16 protein-coding genes are annotated in these 17,653 nt (G+C 75.0%); 5 read left to right on the top strand and 11 right to left on the bottom strand.

All coding sequences use genetic code 11. The annotated features are described in order from the left end of the window. Positions 1 to 177: 177 nt before the first annotated feature. Together QK440_RS25045 and soxR are read right to left on the bottom strand one after the other, a co-directional pair. Complete coding sequence (locus tag QK440_RS25045) at positions 178 to 432, bottom strand: hypothetical protein (RefSeq protein ID WP_282795455.1); 255 nt, start codon at positions 430 to 432, stop codon at positions 178 to 180. 486 nt (positions 433 to 918) lie between these two features. Continuing rightward, positions 919 to 1,386 (bottom strand): redox-sensitive transcriptional activator SoxR, encoded by a 468-nt coding sequence (soxR, locus tag QK440_RS25040; RefSeq protein WP_190138659.1) that lies wholly within the window; start codon positions 1,384 to 1,386, stop codon positions 919 to 921. Positions 1,387 to 1,517: 131 nt separating this feature from the next. Here soxR and QK440_RS25035 point away from each other — a divergent pair, with 131 nt between their 5' ends. Then, positions 1,518 to 1,982 carry a MaoC family dehydratase gene (locus QK440_RS25035; RefSeq protein WP_282795454.1) on the top strand — a complete coding sequence of 155 codons (465 nt, stop codon included), beginning with the start codon at positions 1,518 to 1,520 and terminating at the stop codon, positions 1,980 to 1,982. 126 nt (positions 1,983 to 2,108) lie between these two features. On the opposite strand, the gene QK440_RS25030 is transcribed toward QK440_RS25035, so the two are convergent. Together QK440_RS25030 and QK440_RS25025 are read right to left on the bottom strand one after the other, a co-directional pair. Further along, entirely contained in the window at positions 2,109 to 2,759 is a 651-nt protein-coding gene (locus QK440_RS25030) for a TetR/AcrR family transcriptional regulator (RefSeq protein ID WP_282795453.1), read from the bottom strand. 98 nt (positions 2,760 to 2,857) lie between these two features. Beyond that, positions 2,858 to 4,012, bottom strand: a complete 1,155-nt coding sequence (locus tag QK440_RS25025; RefSeq protein WP_282795452.1) for an acyl-CoA dehydrogenase family protein — start codon at positions 4,010 to 4,012, stop codon at positions 2,858 to 2,860. An 83-nt stretch (positions 4,013 to 4,095) separates the two neighbouring features. Between QK440_RS25025 and QK440_RS25020 the strand changes: the two genes are divergently transcribed. Next, positions 4,096 to 4,740: a TetR/AcrR family transcriptional regulator gene (locus QK440_RS25020; RefSeq protein ID WP_282795451.1), complete on the top strand. Its 645-nt coding sequence runs from the start codon at positions 4,096 to 4,098 to the stop codon at positions 4,738 to 4,740. Positions 4,741 to 4,772: 32 nt separating this feature from the next. Here the strand turns inward: QK440_RS25020 and QK440_RS25015 are convergent, their stop codons facing one another. From QK440_RS25015 to QK440_RS24995, 5 genes are all read right to left on the bottom strand, one after another. Further along, positions 4,773 to 5,855, bottom strand: a complete 1,083-nt coding sequence (locus QK440_RS25015; protein WP_282795486.1) for a Zn-dependent alcohol dehydrogenase — start codon at positions 5,853 to 5,855, stop codon at positions 4,773 to 4,775. Between the two features lie 115 nt (positions 5,856 to 5,970). After that, positions 5,971 to 7,359, bottom strand: coding sequence for an aldehyde dehydrogenase family protein (locus tag QK440_RS25010; protein ID WP_282795450.1), 1,389 nt, complete (start codon positions 7,357 to 7,359; stop codon positions 5,971 to 5,973). 51 nt (positions 7,360 to 7,410) lie between these two features. Beyond that, positions 7,411 to 8,604 carry an MFS transporter gene (locus QK440_RS25005; protein WP_282795449.1) on the bottom strand — a complete coding sequence of 398 codons (1,194 nt, stop codon included), beginning with the start codon at positions 8,602 to 8,604 and terminating at the stop codon, positions 7,411 to 7,413. A gap of 227 nt (positions 8,605 to 8,831) precedes the next feature. Further along, a complete protein-coding gene (locus QK440_RS25000; protein ID WP_282795448.1) occupies positions 8,832 to 10,370 on the bottom strand; it encodes a citrate:proton symporter in 1,539 nt (512 codons plus the stop codon). A gap of 199 nt (positions 10,371 to 10,569) precedes the next feature. Then, positions 10,570 to 12,849, bottom strand: a complete 2,280-nt coding sequence (locus QK440_RS24995) for a molybdopterin-dependent oxidoreductase (protein WP_282795447.1) — start codon at positions 12,847 to 12,849, stop codon at positions 10,570 to 10,572. Between the two features lie 369 nt (positions 12,850 to 13,218). Here QK440_RS24995 and hmgA point away from each other — a divergent pair, with 369 nt between their 5' ends. From hmgA to QK440_RS24980, 3 genes are all read left to right on the top strand, one after another. Continuing rightward, positions 13,219 to 14,553, top strand: a complete 1,335-nt coding sequence (gene hmgA, locus QK440_RS24990) for a homogentisate 1,2-dioxygenase (protein ID WP_282795446.1) — start codon at positions 13,219 to 13,221, stop codon at positions 14,551 to 14,553. 54 nt (positions 14,554 to 14,607) lie between these two features. After that, a complete protein-coding gene (locus QK440_RS24985) occupies positions 14,608 to 15,357 on the top strand; it encodes a GntR family transcriptional regulator (protein ID WP_282795445.1) in 750 nt (249 codons plus the stop codon). A gap of 71 nt (positions 15,358 to 15,428) precedes the next feature. Then, complete coding sequence (locus QK440_RS24980) at positions 15,429 to 16,625, top strand: type ISP restriction/modification enzyme (RefSeq protein ID WP_282795444.1); 1,197 nt, start codon at positions 15,429 to 15,431, stop codon at positions 16,623 to 16,625. Positions 16,626 to 16,813: 188 nt separating this feature from the next. On the opposite strand, the gene QK440_RS24975 is transcribed toward QK440_RS24980, so the two are convergent. Both QK440_RS24975 and QK440_RS24970 read right to left on the bottom strand, forming a co-directional pair. Further along, positions 16,814 to 17,086, bottom strand: coding sequence for a hypothetical protein (locus QK440_RS24975; RefSeq protein ID WP_190138646.1), 273 nt, complete (start codon positions 17,084 to 17,086; stop codon positions 16,814 to 16,816). A gap of 61 nt (positions 17,087 to 17,147) precedes the next feature. Next, positions 17,148 to 17,612 carry an anti-sigma factor gene (locus tag QK440_RS24970; RefSeq protein ID WP_282795443.1) on the bottom strand — a complete coding sequence of 155 codons (465 nt, stop codon included), beginning with the start codon at positions 17,610 to 17,612 and terminating at the stop codon, positions 17,148 to 17,150. Between the last annotated feature and the right edge of the window lie 41 nt (positions 17,613 to 17,653).

Raw genomic sequence — 17,653 nt, 5'->3', positions numbered from 1 at the left:
GGCCGCTGGGGGGAACCGCCGGGGCCGTTGGCCCCGGAGCGGGCGGACGCGGACCGTCGCCGACGCGCGACCAGGCCTGTCCGACGGATCCTCGGTGGCAGCCCGCGCACGGCCCCTCAGACCCGCGGCCAAGCCTGCCCGACGGATCCTCGGCGGCAGCCCGCGCACGGGTGCCCCTCAGACACCGAGGGTCGGGAGACCGCCGCCGGTGCCACCGGCGGCCGAACCGACGCCGCTGCCCGCGCCCTCGGCCCCCGAGGCGATCCCTCCGCCGACGGCCCCGGCGGCGGCGCCGGGGCCGATGCCACTGCCGCTGCTACTGCCACCGCCACTGCCATTGCCGCCGGACGCCGTGGAGCCGATCGGGACCTCGACTGCCGTCCCGGCTCCGCACAGGCTGAACAGGCTCGTCGCGGCGCGTGTCACGGACACACGACCGAGCACCTTCATGTGACCTCCTCGGCAGGGCAGGCCGACAGGAACCCCTTGCTGACTACCGCCGGCGGAGCCGCGACACGTACGCCGTGCTCCCCCACGCCCCCTGTTGGCCCCCCGCTCCCGTCTGCCGGCCGCCCGCCGAGGCGGGGCTTCCCACCCGCCCACCCGTACCACCCCGGCGGACCGGCCCGGTCCGGACCGGCCCAGCGGGTCGCGCGGCTTACGGCTCGCAGGTCTGTCGGCCGCTGCGTCGGTGGGGGCGGGGGGTGGGGGAAGAGTTCCGCCGGTTAGCCAGGGCCGTGTGGGGGCGTGTGCTGACAGGGCCGTGGGAAGAATCGGGGCAGCGCAGTGGGAGGGCGGGTGGGTGGGGGAAGAGCCGCGCCTGGCCGCCGGGGCGTTCGACGGGGGCGTCCGGGCGGCAGGGGCCCGCCTTGTAGCGCCGCCAAGGCCTGGAGGCCAGGTGAGGCCTGGAGGCCAGGTTCAGCGTGGGGGGCGGCGTTCGCCGAGGAGGCGGGAGCCTACGATGCGGTCGCCGAAGACGTCGTCGGGGTTGGTGAGGACACAGGTCTCCAGCGACAGGCACCCGCACCCGATGCAGTCCGTGAGGTGATCCCGCAACCGCCCCAACTGCTGGATACGCTGGTCGAGTTCGGCCCGCCAGGTCTCCGAGAGCCGCGCCCAGTCCGTCCGCGTCGGCGTCCGCCCCTCCGGCAGCTCCGCGAGCGCGTCGCGGATCGTGGCGAGGGGGATGCCGACCCGCTGCGCGGCCCGGATGAAGGCGACGCGGCGCAGCGTGTCCCGGCTGTAGCGACGCTGGTTGCCCGAGGTGCGGCGGCTGCTGATGAGCCCCTTGGTCTCGTAGAAGTGCAGCGCGGAGACGGCCGCGCCGCTGCGCGCGGCCAGTTGGCCGACGGAGAGCTCGTGGATCTTCTCTGGGATCTGGGGCACCCCTCCGAGCCTACTCACCCCCTCGTTGACACCCGCCACCGCACCCAGCATGCTGAGCAAGCGCTTAGCCCAGCCAGGGCGTCCGCGTCCAGCCGTCACGACCGCCCGCCCGTACCCGTACAGGAGGCCCCATGACAGAGCCGAGGATCTTCAGGTCAGCCGACGACCTGCGCGCCGCGGTCGGCGAGCAGTTGGGGTACAGCGACTGGCTGGAGGTCGACCAGAAGCGGATCGACCTGTTCGCGGAGGCCACCGGCGACCACCAGTGGATCCACGTGGATCCGGAGCGGGCGGCCGGCGGACCCTTCGGGGCGACCATCGCGCACGGCTATCTGACGCTGTCGCTGCTGCCGGTCTTCGTACCGCAGGTGATGCGCGTCGAGGGCATGCGGATGGGGCTCAACTACGGGACGAACAAGGTGCGCTTCCCCTCCCCCGTGCCCGTCGGCTCACGGCTGCGCGCGACCGCCGTCCTGACGGCGGTGGAGCCGACGAAGGACGACGGCGTGCAGGTCACGACGGCGGTGACGGTGGAGCGGGAGGGCGCCGACAAGCCCGCCTGCGTCGCCGAGTCGGTGTCCCGCTACTACTTCTGAGCCCGGCCGCCACAGCCGCCTCCCCGCGCCACCCCCGCGCCCCGGCACCACTCCCAACCCCCCGCACCGACAACCAAGGCCCAGCACCACCCCCGCGCCCCGGCGCCGCTCCACAGCCCCCGAGCCCTACTCCCCGGCCCCGGCCCCGGACGCCGCCGCCCCCGCCCCCACCATCCGCAGCACGAGGTCCGCGTACAGCGCGCCGACCTCGTCCGGCGTGCGGTGGCCCGCGGTGTTGAACCAACGGGCCACGTCGATGCACAGGGAGAGCACGGCCAGGGTGGTGCCGGGGACGTCGGGGACGTCGAACTCCCCCGCGCGGACGCCGTCGTTGATGATCTCGCGCACGGCGGCGTCGGACTTCCGGCGCAGGGCCACGATCTCGGTACGGTGCTCGGGGCCGAGGGCGTCGAGTTCGTACTGCACGACCCGTGCGGTCATGTGGTGCCCGGCGTGCCAGCGGACGAAGGAGCGCACGGCGTCCGCGAGCCGCTCGGCCGCGGTGCCCTCGCCGTCGGCGGCGGTGCGCAGGATGGCGAGGGCCTTGTCGTGGCCGAGCCTGCTGATGCGGTGGAGGAGCTCCTCCTTGGTCTTGTAGTGGATGTAGAGCGCGGCGGGGCTCATGCCCGCGCGGCCGGCGATGTCGCGGGTCGTGGTGGCGTGGTAGCCGCGCTCGGCGAAGGCCTCGACCGCGGCGACCAGCAGCCGCCTCGCCGCGTCGGGACTGACCTCGGCCCACGGCTGCTCCTCGCCGAGGGTCTCCTTCGCCGCACCCATGCGCGCTCCTTCCACCGTCCGGGACAGACACCCTACCCTGAGGGTGAGCAAGCGCTTAGGCAAGTGGGCCGGGGCGGGGACGGGGGCGGCGCCCCCGGTCAGAAGGCCGAAACGCCCGTCAGGGCCCGGCCGATCACCAGCTTCTGGATCTGGCTGGTGCCCTCGTAGAGGGTCATGACGCGGGCGTCGCGGAGGAGCTTGCCGACGGGGTACTCGTCGATGTAGCCGTAGCCGCCGAAGACCTGGAGGGCCTGGTTCGCGGCGCGCACCGCGGCCTCCGACGCGAACAGCTTGGCCTTGGACGACTCCGTGGCGAACGGCAGGCCGCGGTCGACGAGGTCGGCGACCCGCCAGGTGAGCAGCCGGGCGGCGTCCACGTCGACGGCGATGTCGCTGAGCAGCTCCTGGACGAGCTGGTGGTGGGCGATGCTCCGGCCGAACTGCTCGCGTTCGGTCGCGTACGCCACCGCCGCGTCGAGGGCGGCCTGGGCGATCCCCACGCACCCCGCGGCCACCGACATCCGCCCCTTGGCGAGGGCCGCCATGGCCACCGAGAACCCCTTGCCCTCGGGGCCGAGCAGGGCGTCGGCGGGCACCCGTACGTCCTGCAGGACGAGTTCGGCGGTGGCCTGGCCGCGCAGGCCCAGCTTGCCGTGCACGGCGCGGCGGGTCAGGCCGGGCGTGTCCGTCGGCACCAGGAAGGCGGAGATGCCCTTGTGCCCCGGGGCGTCGCTGGTGCGCGCGAACAACAGCACGACGTCGGCCCAGGTGCCGTTCGTGATGAACATCTTGGTGCCGTTGACGGTGTACATGCCGTCGGCGTCGAGGACGGCCCTGGTGGCGAGGCCGGCCGCGTCGGAGCCCGTGCCGGGCTCGGTGAGCCCGAAGCAGCCCAGGAGGGCACCGGAGGTGAGCCCGGGCAGCCAGCGCCGCTTCTGCTCCTCGGTGCCCCAGGCGGCGACGGACTCCGCCACGAGCCCGAGCGAGACCGAGACGATGCCGCGCACGGACGAGTCGCCGCGGCCCAGCTCCTCGGTGACCAGGCAGTACGCGAGGTGGTCGCCGCCGCTGCCGCCGTACTCCTCGTCGATGGTCAACCCGAGGAAACCGAGGTCGCCGAGCTTGCGGACGACGGCCCTGTCGACGCTCTCGGCACGGTCCCAGGCGGCCGCGTACGGGGTCACCTCGCGCGCCACGAAGTCCTTGGCGAGGCGCCGGACGGCGTCCTGCTCCTCGCTGAGCTCCAGGTTCATCGAACCCTCCCCGCCTGCGGCGTGTGATCAGCAGGTTTTAATTAGCACTGCTAGTTTCTGTGGGCAGCCCTACTATGTGCCGCATGGCCCGACCGCGCAAGCCCCTCCTCAGCCGCGACCGCATCGTGGACGCGGCGCGCTCCCTCGTGGACGCCGAGGGGCTCGCGGCGGTCTCCACCCGCCGCCTGGCCGCCGAGCTCGGCGTCAGCGGGCCCTCCCTCTACAACCACTTCGCGACCAAGGACCAGATCCTGGAGGCGGTCGCGGACTCGGTCAGCGCGCAGGTCGACCTGTCGATGTTCGAGGACGGCCGGGACTGGCGCACGGCGCTGCACGACTGGGCCGTCTCCTACCGGGCGGCGCTGACCCGGCACCCGAACATCGTCCCCGTCCTCGCCCGCGGCCCCGGCCGCCGCCCGGCCGGACTGCGGCTCGCGGACGCCGTGTTCGGCGCCATGGTCGACGCGGGCTGGCCCCCGGCGCAGGCCACGTCGATCGGCGCGCTGATGCGGTACTTCATCATGGGCTCGGCGCTCGGCTCCTTCGCGGGCGGCTTCGTCGACGACGAGACGGCGTACGACCCCGCCGACTACCCGCACCTCGGCCAGGCCCACCTCCTCGCGGAGCACCAGCAGCGGGTGGACGAGCGCGCCTTCGAGACGGGGCTGCGGGCGCTGCTCGACGGCCTGGCCCTGCAGTACGAGCGGGTCGCGCTGCACACCGGCTGACCGGGGCACCGGGACCCCGGACCCCGGGGCCGTCAGAACACCACCAGCGCCCTGCCGCCCCTGCCCGCCTCCATGTTCGCGAACGCGCCCGGGATGTCCTCCAGGCCGATCCGGTCGGTGACCAGGAGGCCGAGGTCCAGCCGCCCGGCCCGGACGTGCTCGGCGAGCACGGGGACGTCCCGCTCCGGGTGCGTGTTGCCGTACACGCAGCCCGCGAGGGTGCGGCCCCAGTGGAAGATCTCCAGGGCGTTGAAGGTGACCTGCTGGTCCTTGCCGCCGATGCCGACGACCGTCGTCCGGCCGCCGCGGCGGGTGGACTCCCAGGCCGTACGGATGGTCACCGCGCGACCCACGCACTCCACGGCCACGTCGACGCCGTGGCCGCCGGTGCGGGCCCGGACGTCCCGGGCCGTGGTGGCGGAGGCGACGACGTAGTCCGTGGCCCCGGCCGCCCGGGCCAGGTGCTCCTTCTCGGGGGACACGTCGACCGCGACCACCTGCGCCGCCCCCGCGATCCGCGCCGCCTGGAGCGCGGCCAGGCCGACGCCGCCGGCCCCGAGGACGGCGACCGTCTCGCCCTCGCGGACGCGCGCCGCGTGGTGCACCGCGCCGTAGCCGGTGAGGACGGCGCAGCCGAGGAGCGCGGCGTCGGTGAGCGGGACCCCGTCCGGGGCGGGCAGGACGCAGTCGGCCGCCACCACCGTCTCCTCGGCGAACGCGGCCACGTTCAGGCCGGGGTGCAGGCCGGTGCCGTCGGCGCGGCGGGCGTACACGGCGCCCGCGCCCGTGAGCGCGGCCTCGCACAGCCAGACCTCGCCGAGGCCGCAGGCGTGGCAGCGGCCGCAGGACGGGGCCCAGTTGAGGACCACGCCGTCGCCGGGCGCGACCCGGGTGACGCCCTCGCCGACGGCCGTCACGGTGCCCGCGCCCTCGTGCCCGAGCACCGCCGGGACCGGCACCCGCATCGTGCCGTTCGTCAGGGACAGGTCGGAGTGGCACACCCCGGCGGCGGCCAGGCGCACCCGCACCTGGCCGGGGCCGGGGTCGGGCAGCTCGATCTCGGTGATCTCCAGCGGAGAGCCGACGGCGGGCAGGACGGCGGCGCGGACCACGATGGCTGTTCCTCCGGGGCGACAGGGTGCGGGCGGACAGGGTGCGGGCGGAAACGGACGGGGGCGGAAAAGGGTGCGGGCGGCAGAGGGCGGGGCGGAAGAAGGTGCGGGCGGGCGGTCAGAACTGGAGCGACTTCGTCTGGAGGTACTCCGCGAGGCCGTGGCGGCCCAGTTCGCGGCCGACGCCCGACTGCTTGTAGCCGCCGAAGGGCGCGAGCGGGTTGAAGGCGCCGCCGTTGATGTCGACCTGGCCGGTGTCGAGGCGGCGCGCGAAGGCCTCCGCCTCGGCGTCGTCGCCCGCCCACACCGCGCCCGCGAGGCCGTACGCGGTGCCGTTGGCGATGGTCTCGGCCTCGGCCTCGTCCGCGTAGCGGAGCAGGGTGAGGACGGGGCCGAAGATCTCCTCCTGGGCGATGGTCATGTCCGGGGTGACGTCGGCGAAGACGGTGGGACTGACGTAGTAGCCGCGCTCGCGCGGGGCCTCGGGGCCGCCCGCCACCAGGCGCGCGCCCTCCTCGACGCCCTGGAGGATGTAGCCGCGCACGCGGTCCCGCTGCCGGGCGCTGACCACCGGGCCGATGCGGTCGCCGTACTTGGCGGCGGCACGGGCGGCGAGCTCGACCGCCTCGTCGTACCGCGACGTGTGGACGAGCATGCGGGTCCAGGCGCTGCACGTCTGGCCCGAGTTGGCCATGACGTTGGCGACGCCGACGTTCACGGCCCTGGCGAGGTCGGCGGTGGGCAGGATGACGTTGGCGGACTTGCCGCCGAGTTCGAGGGCGACGCGCTTGACGGCGGCGCCCGCGATGGCGCCGATCTTCCTGCCGACGGCCGTGGAGCCGGTGAAGGAGACCAGGTCCACGCCGTCGTGCTCGGCCAGCGCCTGGCCCGCGACCGGGCCGCGGCCGGTGACGAGGTTGAACACCCCGGCGGGCACGCCCGCCTCGTGCACGACCTCGGCGAAGAGCTGGGCCGTGAGCGGCGTGTCCTCGGCGGGCTTGAGCACGACGGTGCAGCCCGCGGCGAGGGCGGGCGCGACCTTGGCGACGATCTGGTGGAGGGGGTAGTTCCAGGGGGTGATCGCGCCGACGACCCCCACGGGCTCGGCGTACACCGTGGAGTTGCCGACCTTCTCCTCGAAGGGGTACGCGGCCGCTAGCTCCGCGTACGAGCCCGCCACCGCGATCGGCACGCCCGCGTGCACGGCCTCCGCGAACGGCAGCGGGGCGCCCAGCTCGGCGGCGACCGTACCGGCGATCTCGTCCCTCCGGGCGGCCAGGCCGTCGCGGACGGCGGCGATCCGCGCGGCCCGGTCCGCCTGCGGTGTCGCCGCCCAGGCGCGGAGCGCCGCGCGGGCGGCACGCACCGCCGCGTCCACGTCCGCGGCGGTGCCCGCCGGGACGTGGGCGATGACCCGCTCGTCGGCCGGATTCACCACCGGGAGCGTGTCCGGGGTGGCCGCGGGGGTCCACCGCCCCGCGATGTACATGGCGTTGTGGGGCTTCATGGCGCCTAAACTAGCGCCGATAGTTAATGTCCCGCCAGGGTGGGCGCGCGGTCAGCCCGCGCGCACGGCCGCGCCCGCCGCGCCCACCAGCAGCACGCCCAGGGTCAGGAACGGCGCCCCCACCCCCGCCACCCCGGTGACCAGGCCCGCCGCCGCGGGGGCCACGACCTGGCCCAGCCGGTTGCCGGTGAGGCGCAGGGCGAGTGCCGTGGAGCGGGCCCCGGCGGGCGCCGCGCGGACGACCGTCGTCATGGACAGGGGCTGGCCGACGCCCAGGCAGAAGCCGAGCAGCGTCAGCGTCACACCCAGCGCCCACACCGGCAGCGGCAGCGCGAGCCCGGCGCACAGCGCCCCGGCCAGCAGGCAGGTGCCGACGACGAGCGTCCGCCGCCCGACGAGCCTGATCAGCGGGTCCATCACCAGGCGGCAGGCGATCGTCGCGCCCGCGCGCAGGCTGAGCAGCACGCCGACGGCGGCGGGCGCGATGCCCCGGTGTTCGCCGACGACCGGGAGGTAGGCGGTCAGGACGTCGGTCGCGGACAGCACGGCCAGGCTGATGAAGATCCCCGCGGGTACGCCACGGGCGCGCAGGATGCGGGACACGGGCGCCTTGCCGGCCGTGGCCGCCCCATCCTTGCCTGCCTTGCCTGCCTTGCCCGCTGCGGTCGGTGCGCCCGGCGTACCCGCGGACCGGTGGTGCTCGAACCGCCACAGCGACGTGAACGCCGCCGCCGCGACCCCCGCCGAGACGACCAGGGCCAGGGCGCTGGTCGCGCCGGTGTCGCCGCCGATCAGGGCCCCGGCCGCGAGCGGGCCGACGAGCTGGCCGAGGGAGGCGCCGATGGTGAAGTGGCCGAAGTTGCGGTCCTGTTCGGCTGGTGCCGACTGGCGGGCGACGATGGACTGGGCGCCGATGACGAAGCACAGGTGGCCGAGGCCCATCAGCCCGCTCCACGCGGCGAGCGCGCCGAGCGACCCGGCGGTGCCGCTGAGCGCGCAGCCGCCCGCGATGAGGACGACGCCGAGGGGCAGCAGGGGCGCGCACCGCCCGTGGTCGGTACGGCGCCCGAGCGGCACGGCGGCGAACAGCGGGAGCAGCGCGTACACGCCCGCGATCACGCCGACGGCCCGTTCGTCGGCGCCCAGCGACAGGGCCCGGTAGGAGACGGCGGGCCGCGCCATGGACACGGCGCCCTGCGCACAGCCGAAGGCGATCACCAGCCGCAGCAGCCACCCCCGGCCCACGGGGAGCCCGGGCAGCGGCGACGAGCCCGTCGGCCCAGACCTCCGGGCCCCCTGCGCCGGGCGCGCTCCTGCCGCCTCCGGAGCCGTGGCCCCCGCCCGGCCGGGGCGCCGCGCCCCTGTCCCGCCGGGGCGCGGCGCTTCCCTCCCCCCGGCTCCGCGGGGGCGACGTATCCGCATCAGACGTTCCGTATCCGCGTGCTCACGTGCCTGTGGCGTGCCTGGCCGGGTCAGATGACGCCGAAGAGGATCCCGGCCCCCAGGACCACCAGGGAGGTGAGGACCGCCCACTTCACGGTGAACCGCGTGTGGTCGCCGAACTCGACCTTGGCCATGCCCACCAGGACGTACACGGCGGGCACCAGCGGGCTCGACATGTGCAGGGCCTGTCCGGCGATGGAGGCGCGGGCGATCTCCAGGGTGGAGACGCCGTGGGCGTTGCCCGCCTCGGCGAGCACCGGCAGGACGCCGAAGTAGAAGCCGTCGTTGGACATGAAGTACGTGAGCGGGATCGAGAGGAGGCCGGTGACCAGGCCCATCTGGCCGCCCATGCCGTCGGGGACGGTGTCGACGAGCCAGTCGGCCATGTGGTCGACCATGCCGGTGCCGGTGAGGACGCCGGTGAAGACGGCGGCGGCGAAGACCATGCCGGTGACGTTGAGGACGTTCTCGGAGTGGGCGGCGATCCGGGCCTTCTGGTCGGGCATGTGCGGGAAGTTGACGGTGAGCGCCAGGGCCGCGCCGAGCAGGAACAGGACCGGGATCGGCAGCAACTCCATGATCATGGCGGTGAGCAGCAGGACGGTGAGGCCCGCGTTGAACCAGTAGAGCTTGGGGCGCAGGGTGGGCCGGTCGGGGTCGAGGCCCTGGAAGCCGTCGTCCTCCACGGCGTCGGAGCCGGACGGGGCTTCCGCGGCGCCGGAGCCGGGGGCGGACGGGGCCCCCGTGCTGGGTCCGGGCCGGGCCTCCGCGCCGGGGCCGGGCGCGCCCGCCGCGCCACCCGCGCCTCCCGCACCCGGCGCGCGCCCGGCGCCCGCCGTACCGCCGCCCTTGACGAAGCTGACCCGTCCCGCGCGGGCGCCGTCGCCGCCCGCGCCGGCGAGGACCGGCACGTCCGCGACCGCCCCGCGCTCCAGGACCACGTCGAGCGAGAGCACCCCGAGCCGCCTGCGCTCGCGCAGGCCGAGGACGTACGCGAGGACGAACACGGCGACGAGGCCGACCGCGAGCGCCGGGATCATCGGGACGAAGATGTCGGAGGCGTCGACCTTCAGCGCGGTGGCCGCGCGGGCCGTGGGGCCGCCCCAGGGCAGGGTGTTCATCACGCCGTTGGCGGTGGCCGCGACGCCCGTCATCACGACGAGGCTCATCTTGAGGCGCTTGTACAGCGGGTACATCGCCGACACCGTGATCATGAACGTGGTGGAGCCGTCGCCGTCCAGCGAGACGATCGCGGCGAGCACGGCGGTGCCGACGACGACGCGCATCGGGTCCGCCTTGCAGAACCGCAGGATGCCGCGGACGACCGGGTCGAAGAGGCCGACGTCGATCATGACGCCGAAGTACACGATGGCGAACATGAGCATCGCCGCCGTGGGCGCGAGGTTGCCGACGCCTTCGATGACGTAGTCGCCGAGGTGGGCGGCCTTGCCCACGAGGACGCAGAAGAACGCGGGGATCAGCACCAGCGCCGCGATGGGCGACATCTTCTTCATCATGATCAGCACCAGGAAGGTGGCGATCATGACGAATCCGAGGATTGTCAGCATGGGGGCTACCTATCGTTCACCATCGAACTGCCACCAGGTCTGGCGGTCCGGACGACGGTAGGACCCGCTTTCCCGCGTTAACAAGGTGTTGACGCGTGAGCAATAAGCGCAGAACTCCAGGTCAACGCGGTACGGCCAGGACGGCGTCACGGCTCACGGCGTTACGACTCACGGCTCACGGCGTGTACGACGTCACGGCTCACGGCGTGTACGGCGTTACGGCGGGCGCCGCGGCGAGGGGGGCGACGGTCACGGGGAAGCCGTTGAGCACCGCCGTGCCGGAGAGCGGGTCGAGGAGGCTGCCGTCGAGGAGCTGGTTGACGTTGGCCCCGGGGTCCTCGCCCGCGACGCCGAGCCGGGTGCCGGGGCGGTCGTGGCCCCAGCCGTGCGGCAGGCTCACCACGCCCGGGCGGACCGTGTCCGTCACCTCCACGGCCACCGCGAGTTCGCCCCCGGCGGCCGTCACGCGCGCCGCGGCCCCGTCGGCGAGGCCGAGGCGGTCCGCGTCCTCGGGGTGCACGTGCAGGGTGCAGCGGTTGGTGCCGCCGGTGAGCGGCCGGACGTTGTGCATCCAGCTGTTGTTGGAGCGCAGATGGCGGCGGCCGACGAGGACGACGGCGGCCGGGGCCGCGTCGAGCGCCCGGGCCAGGCGCGGCAGGTCGGCCGCGATCGGGGCCGGGAACAACTCGATCCGGCCGCTGCGGGTCTTGAGGATCTCCGGTACGCGCGGCGCCAGCGGGCCGAGGTCGATGCCGTGCGGGTGGTCGAGGAGTCGGGCGAGGGTCAGCCCGTCCGGGTCGGCGCCGAATCCGTCGCCGTACGGGCCGAGGCGCAGCATCATGTCGAGGCGCCGCTCGGGGCCGCTCTCCCCGGTCAGGAGCGCGGCGAGCTGCCGGGGGTCGCGGCCGTGCACCCGGCTGCCCGGGTCGGCGACGGCCTTGCCGAGGGTGCCGTCGACGACCAGGGCGTCCACCGTGGCGGGGGCGGCGCCGTGCGCGCCGGTGGCGGCGAGCACCAGCCGGGCGAGGATCTCCGTCTCGGCCATCCGGCCGTCCTGGAGGGGGACGGCGGCGCGGGTGTAGCGGACCTGGTTGCGCACGGCCAGGGCGTTGAAGGCGAAGTCGTAGTGGGGGCTCTGGGCAGGCGGGGGCGGCGGGAGCACGACGTGCGCGTGGCGTGAGGTCTCGTTCAGGTACGGGTCGACGCTCACCATGAAGTCCAGGGAGGCCAAGGCCTTGTCGAGGCGGTCGCCGTCGGGCGCGGACAGCACCGGGTTGGCGGCGACGACGACGAGGGCGCGGACCGGGCTGTCGCCCAGGCCGCTGTCCGGCACCCGGGGCGGGGTGTCGATCTCCTCGGCGAGCGCGGCCAGCGGCAGCTCGCCCTTGGCCTCGGGGTGCCCGCCCACCCGGCTGCGCCAGCGGCCGAGCGCGAAGCCGCGGCCGGGCCCGGCGGGGCGCGGGGCCCGGGCGGTGGCGGAGAGCGGGAACATGGCGCCGCCGGGCCGGTCGAGGTTGCCGGTGAGGACGTTGAGTACGTCGACGAGCCAGCAGGTCAGCGTGCCGTGCGCGACGGTGCTGGCGCCGACGCGGCCGTAGACGGCGGCGGTGGGCGCGGCGGCCAGGTCGCGGGCGAGCGTCCGGATCGTCGCCGCGGGCACGTCGCAGGCGCCGGCGACGGCCTCCGGGGTGAACGCCCGCAGCGCCGCGCCCACTTCGGCCACGCCGGTGACGTGGCCGGCGAGGCGGCCCGGGTCGACGAGGCCCTCGGCGAAGAGGACCTGGACCATCGCGGCGAGCAGCAGCGCGTCCGTGCCGGGCCGGATCGCCAGGTGCCGGTCGGCGAGGCGCGCGGTGCGGGTGCGGCGCGGGTCGACGACGGTGAGCGTCCCGCCCCGGGCGCGCAGCGCCTTGAGCCGCCCGGGGAAGTCGGGGGCGGTGCACAGGCTGCCGTTGGACTCCAGGGGGTTGGCGCCGAGCATCAGCAGGTGGTCGGTGCGGTCCAGGTCCGGCACGGGGACGGCCAGCGCGTCACCGAAGAGCAGGCCGCTGGAGACGTGCTTGGGCATCTGGTCGACGGTGCTGGCGGTGAACAGGCTGCGGATGCCGAGGCCGCCGAGCAGCACGGGCGGGTACAGGGCGCCCGCCATGGTGTGCACGTTCGGGTTGCCGAGGACGACGCCGACGGCGTGCGGCCCGTACCGCTCGACGACGGGGCGCAGCCCGGCCGCGACGGCGTCGAACGCCTCGTCCCAGCCCGCCTCCGCCAGGCGCCCGCCCCGGCGGACGAGGGACCGGGCGAGCCGGTCCGGATCGGCGTCGGCCGCGCCGAAGGCAGCGCCCTTCGGGCAGAGGAAGCCCTTGCTGAAGACGTCCTCCCGGTCGCCGCGCGCACCGGTCACGCGCGACCCCTCGACGGTGAGCGTGAGCCCGCAGGTGGCTTCGCAGAACGGGCAGATACGCGGGGCGGTGCGGGTCATGGGCCCTCCCGGGGCGGCGGCGCGTGCTCGGGCGCGCGGTACGCGGCACGCCCCAGCATACCGACCGGTATGCATGACGCCAGGGCCCGCCCCGGCGCCGCCCCTCCCGCGACGAGGCCGGGCGAGGCCCCGGCGGGCACCCGGACCCCCGGGCACCCAGGCCCCCGGCACCCGGACCCCGGACCCCCGGACCCCCGGGCAACCGACCCCCCGCCACCCGGACTCCCGGGCGCCCGGACCCTGGGACCCCCGGGGAACTGTTCGCATTTCACGGATTCCCCTTGCGCACGGAAATCCCGAATCCTACGGTGTCCCATAGGAATCATTGGCGAGGGTGCCGGCGCGGGCCGGGGAGTCGAGGGAGCTGTCATGAGTGGGGACCACTCCAGGAACGACGCGCGCAAGACCGCCGAAGCGCTCGGCTATCTGACGGGCTTCGGCAACGAGCACAGCTCCGAGGCGGTCCCCGGCGCCCTGCCGCAGGGCCGCAACGCGCCGCAGCGCGCCCCCCTCGGGCTGTACGCGGAGCAGCTCAGCGGCACCGCGTTCACCGAGCCCCGGGCGCACAACCGGCGCTCGTGGCTGTACCGCGTCCGCCCCTCGGCGGCGCACCCGCCGTTCACCCGGACCGGCAACGGCGCCCTGCGCACGGCCCCGTTCACCGAGACCGTGCCCGACCCCAACCGGCTGCGGTGGAACCCGCTGCCGGAGCCGGCGCCCGGCACCGACTGGCTCGCCGGCCTGTGGACCCTCGGCGGCAACGGCGACGCCACGCAGCGCACGGGCATGGCGGTGCACCTGTACCACGCGAACGCCTCCATGGAGCGGGTGTTCAGCGACGCCGACGGCGAGCTGCTGATCGTGCCCGAGCGCGGCGGCCTGCTGCTGCGCACGGAGTTCGGCCTGCTGCACGCCGAGCCCGGCCACGTCGCGCTGGTCCCGCGGGGCGTCCGCTTCCGCGTCGAGCTGCTCGACGACAGCGCCCGCGGCTATGTGTGCGAGAACTACGGCGCGGCCTTCCAGCTCCCCGACCTCGGCCCGATCGGCGCCAACGGCCTGGCCAACGCCCGCGACTTCAAGGCGCCCGTGGCCGCGTACGAGGACGTCGAGGGCCCGGTCGAGGTCGTGAACAAGTTCTGCGGCAACCTGTGGTCGGCGACGTACGACCACTCGCCGCTCGACGTCGTCGCCTGGCACGGCAACCACGTGCCGTACGTCTACGACCTGCGCCGCTTCAACGTCATCGGCTCGATCTCCTACGACCACCCGGACCCGTCGATCTTCACCGTGCTCACCTCGCCGTCGGACACCCCCGGCCTCGCGGGCGTGGACTTCGTCGTGTTCGCACCACGCTGGCTGGTCGGCGAGGACACCTTCCGGCCGCCGTACTTCCACCGGAACGTGATGAGCGAGTACATGGGCCTGATCGAGGGCGCGTACGACGCCAAGACCGCCGGGAAGGGGGGCTTCGTGCCCGGCGGCGGCTCGCTGCACAACATGATGTCCGCGCACGGCCCCGACCGGGAGACCTTCGAGAAGGCCAGCGCCGCCGAGCTGAGGCCGCAGAAGATCGACGACGGTCTCGCGTTCATGTTCGAGACCCGCTGGCCCGTCACCGCCACCGCGCAGGCGGCGGAGGCCGACCACCTCCAGCGGGCGTACGACGACGTGTGGCAGGGTCTGGAGCGTCATTTCCGGCCGTAGTACCCCCACGTCCGGCCGCCGCCCGCGTCGTGAGACGGAAGTACGGAGTTCCCCGTGACCGCGTTCGCCCCGGACTCGATCGTGCTGAACCGGAAGCTGCCGCTCTGGTATCAGGTGTCGCAGTCGTTGCGCGCCTCGATACTCGGGCGCACCCCGGAAGCCCCCCTGCGCCTGCCCACCGAGGAGCAGCTGGCGGGGCACTACGGCGTCAGCGTGCTCACCATGCGCCAGGCCCTCAAGGAGCTGGAGGACGAGGGCCTGATCAGCAGGCACCGGCGGCGCGGCACGTTCATCGAGCCGCACGCCCGGCGCGGCTCGCCGGTGCGCCTGCTCGGCTCGGTCGACGCGATCGTGGCGCAGCAGTCCGGCATGGACACCAAGCTGCTGTCCCAGGGCCGTGAGCCGGTGCCCGCCGACCTCGCCGAGTTCTTCCCCGACCTCACCGAGGTGGCCACGTACCACCGGCTGCGCAGCGACGCCACGACCGGGGAGCCGACCAACCACGCCCGCAACCACGTGCGCCCCGACCTCGCGCCCCGCATCGACCCCGCCGACCTGGAGCGCTGGCCGATGACGAAGGTCCTGCGCGACGTGGTGGGCGTGGCCATCTCCCGCATCACCGACACGGTCGAGGCCCGCCTCGCCGACCCGGAGACGGCCCGGCTCCTCGAAGTGCCGCTGCTCAGCCCGATCCTGCACTACACGGGCATCACGTACGACGCCGAGGGGCGGGCGCTCGACGTGGCCCGCATCCTGTACCGCGGCGACCGGTTCTCCTTCACGGTGACGCTCGACGCCACCTGAGCCCGGGCGCGGCCCCGCCGGGCCCGGGGGCCTGTCGACGCCGCGCCGGCCGCGCGCCGCGCCGTCGTACGATGCCGGGCGTGACGTACGACGACGCGCCGCCGCTCGCCGATCTCATGCCGTGGTCCGTCGCGCCGCTCAGACCCGGCCGCGCCTGGCCGATGGGGCCCGACGCCGCGTCCCTCAAGGCCCGTTGGGACGCCTTCGTGCGCGCCGACCCCGCCGCCCGCGAGGCGCTGTTCCGGCCCACCCGGGCCCGCACCCTGACCACCTCGGTGGCGCAGCTCCCCGGGTGCGGCGGCGGCACGGGCCGCCTCGCGCGGGAACACGGACCGTGCCCGGAACCCGTCCGGGTGGTGCACGGCCCCTTCGACGAGCAGTGGCTGATACCCGACCACCGCCTCCTCGACGCGGCCCGCCCCGAGCTGTGGCGGGTGGCCGGCGAGGGCCAGCTCTTCCTCACCGAGCAGGGCCATGTCGCCGACGGCGGGGCCGGTCCCGCGGTGCTCGCCTCCGCCGTCCTGCCCGACGGCCGCTCCCCCGCCGGGCGGCCCGGCCGGATCCGGCCGCTCTACCGGCGCCCGGGCGCGGTCGAACCGAACGTCGCGCCGGGCCTGCTCGCCCACCTCTCACGGCGGTACGGGGCGGACGTCGCCCCGGAGGACCTCCTGGCCTGGGTGCTGGTCGCCGCGCGGTCCACGCCCTCGGGGTGCGTCGTACCGCTGGCGGCCACGGCCGGGGCGTGGGCGCGCGGGGTGGAGCTCGGCCGACGGGTCCTCCGGCTGCACCTGCGGGGAGGCTCCGGGGAGCGGCCGAAGCTGCCCGGCGGGCGGCGGCCGTACGTCCGGGCGCCGCTGCCGTCGTGGCCCACCGGCCTCTCCTACGACGCCGAGGACGAGACCCTGCACATCGGCACGGGCGGCGTCATCGCGCCGGTGCCCGCCGGGGCGTGGGACTTCCAGGTCGGCGGGGTGCGGGTGGTCGAGCTGTGGTGCGCGCGCCGGATCGCCGCGGCGGAGCCGGGCACGCTGGAGGCCATCCGGCCGGCCGCCTGGCCGCAGGCGTGGACCTCGCAGCTCCTGGAGCTGATCACCGTCCTGGCGCTGCTCGCGGAGGTGCCGCCGCTCTCGCTGGACGCCGAGCCCCTGCTGTCCGCGGAAGAGCTGCGGGAGGCGGGCGTGCTGCCCGTGCCGGCGTCGGCCCGTCGTCCGGCGTCCGTCCTCGACCATCACGAGGAAGGGCCCGGGGGGCAGTTCGTTCTGCTGTGACCGGCGCCCGCCGCTGTGGCGGCCGGACGCTCACGGCCGTGCACCGGTGAAACGTCCACGGCCCGCGTCGGGCGCGGGCCGCTCGGGTACCGGGGAGTCGTCGCTCGCCCGCCGCGTGCCGGGTGCTGCGGCGGGGAAAGAAGAGGCGCGGACGCCCCAGGGCGTGCCGGAGGCGACCGCGCCCGAGGTCAGTGACCGCCGCCGAACAGCGTACGACGCAGTCGGCGCAGCGGTGCGAACAGCGAGACGCGGCCCACCTGGGCCCGCCTGCCGCCCCGCTGGTGCGCGGCGTCACGCGAGGTGAGCTCGCGCATCAGCAGCGTGGCCTCGGCCGCCTCGCGCTGCGGGACGGCAGGACCGCCCAGCACCGAAAGATGACGGTCGAGACGCGAACTGCTCGCGCCGCTCCCACAAGTGATCGCAGGGACCCTCGCCCTGCTGCGCACTGTTATCTGTTCCATGTCACTCCCCACCCGTACGAGGGCACCCGGCCCAGGGCAGGTTAACCCTATCGCCCCACCCTCACACTCGTGTATCCCGGTGGCGGGATTCACCTTCTCCCCAAGGAGGTTGACGGTCACTCTCCGAATCCGACTGATTCCAGGGTGAGTTGGACGACCGGCCTGGTGATGGGCTTCGTGGCGCCGCCATCTGTTTCGGCAGTGACGCTGAGTGAGCCGGCGCGGGGAGTGAGGCCACCGGCGACACCGGCGTTTCGCCACCAAGAAGCCCGAGCGCCCGGGGTGCGCCCCCGGCGCGCGTCACCCACAGTTGATCTGCGCGCCCCTCCGGCGGGCGGCCCGGGCCCGTGACGCTCACCACGGCGCGGCCCCGGGCGCGGGTGGCGACCACGCCGGTGGTCCGCCCGCGCGCGTCCCTGCGGCTGCTCGCACGGGCGTCGGACGCGGCCAGGACGTGGGCGATCTCACGTGCGGCGGCGCGCTCGTCGGCGAGGTCGCCGTCGGCGCGGACCGGGGGCGCGGGCACGAAGGGGCGGGGCCGGGTCGGCCCGGGCCCGCCCCCCGCCC

It is taken from the genome of Streptomyces sp. CC224B, from assembly GCF_030010595.1.
GTDB classification, from domain to species: Bacteria; Actinomycetota; Actinomycetes; order Streptomycetales; family Streptomycetaceae; genus Streptomyces; species Streptomyces longispororuber.
The sequence above is the reverse complement of the archived record's forward strand: the minus strand, read 5'-3'. Positions and strand labels throughout refer to the sequence as shown.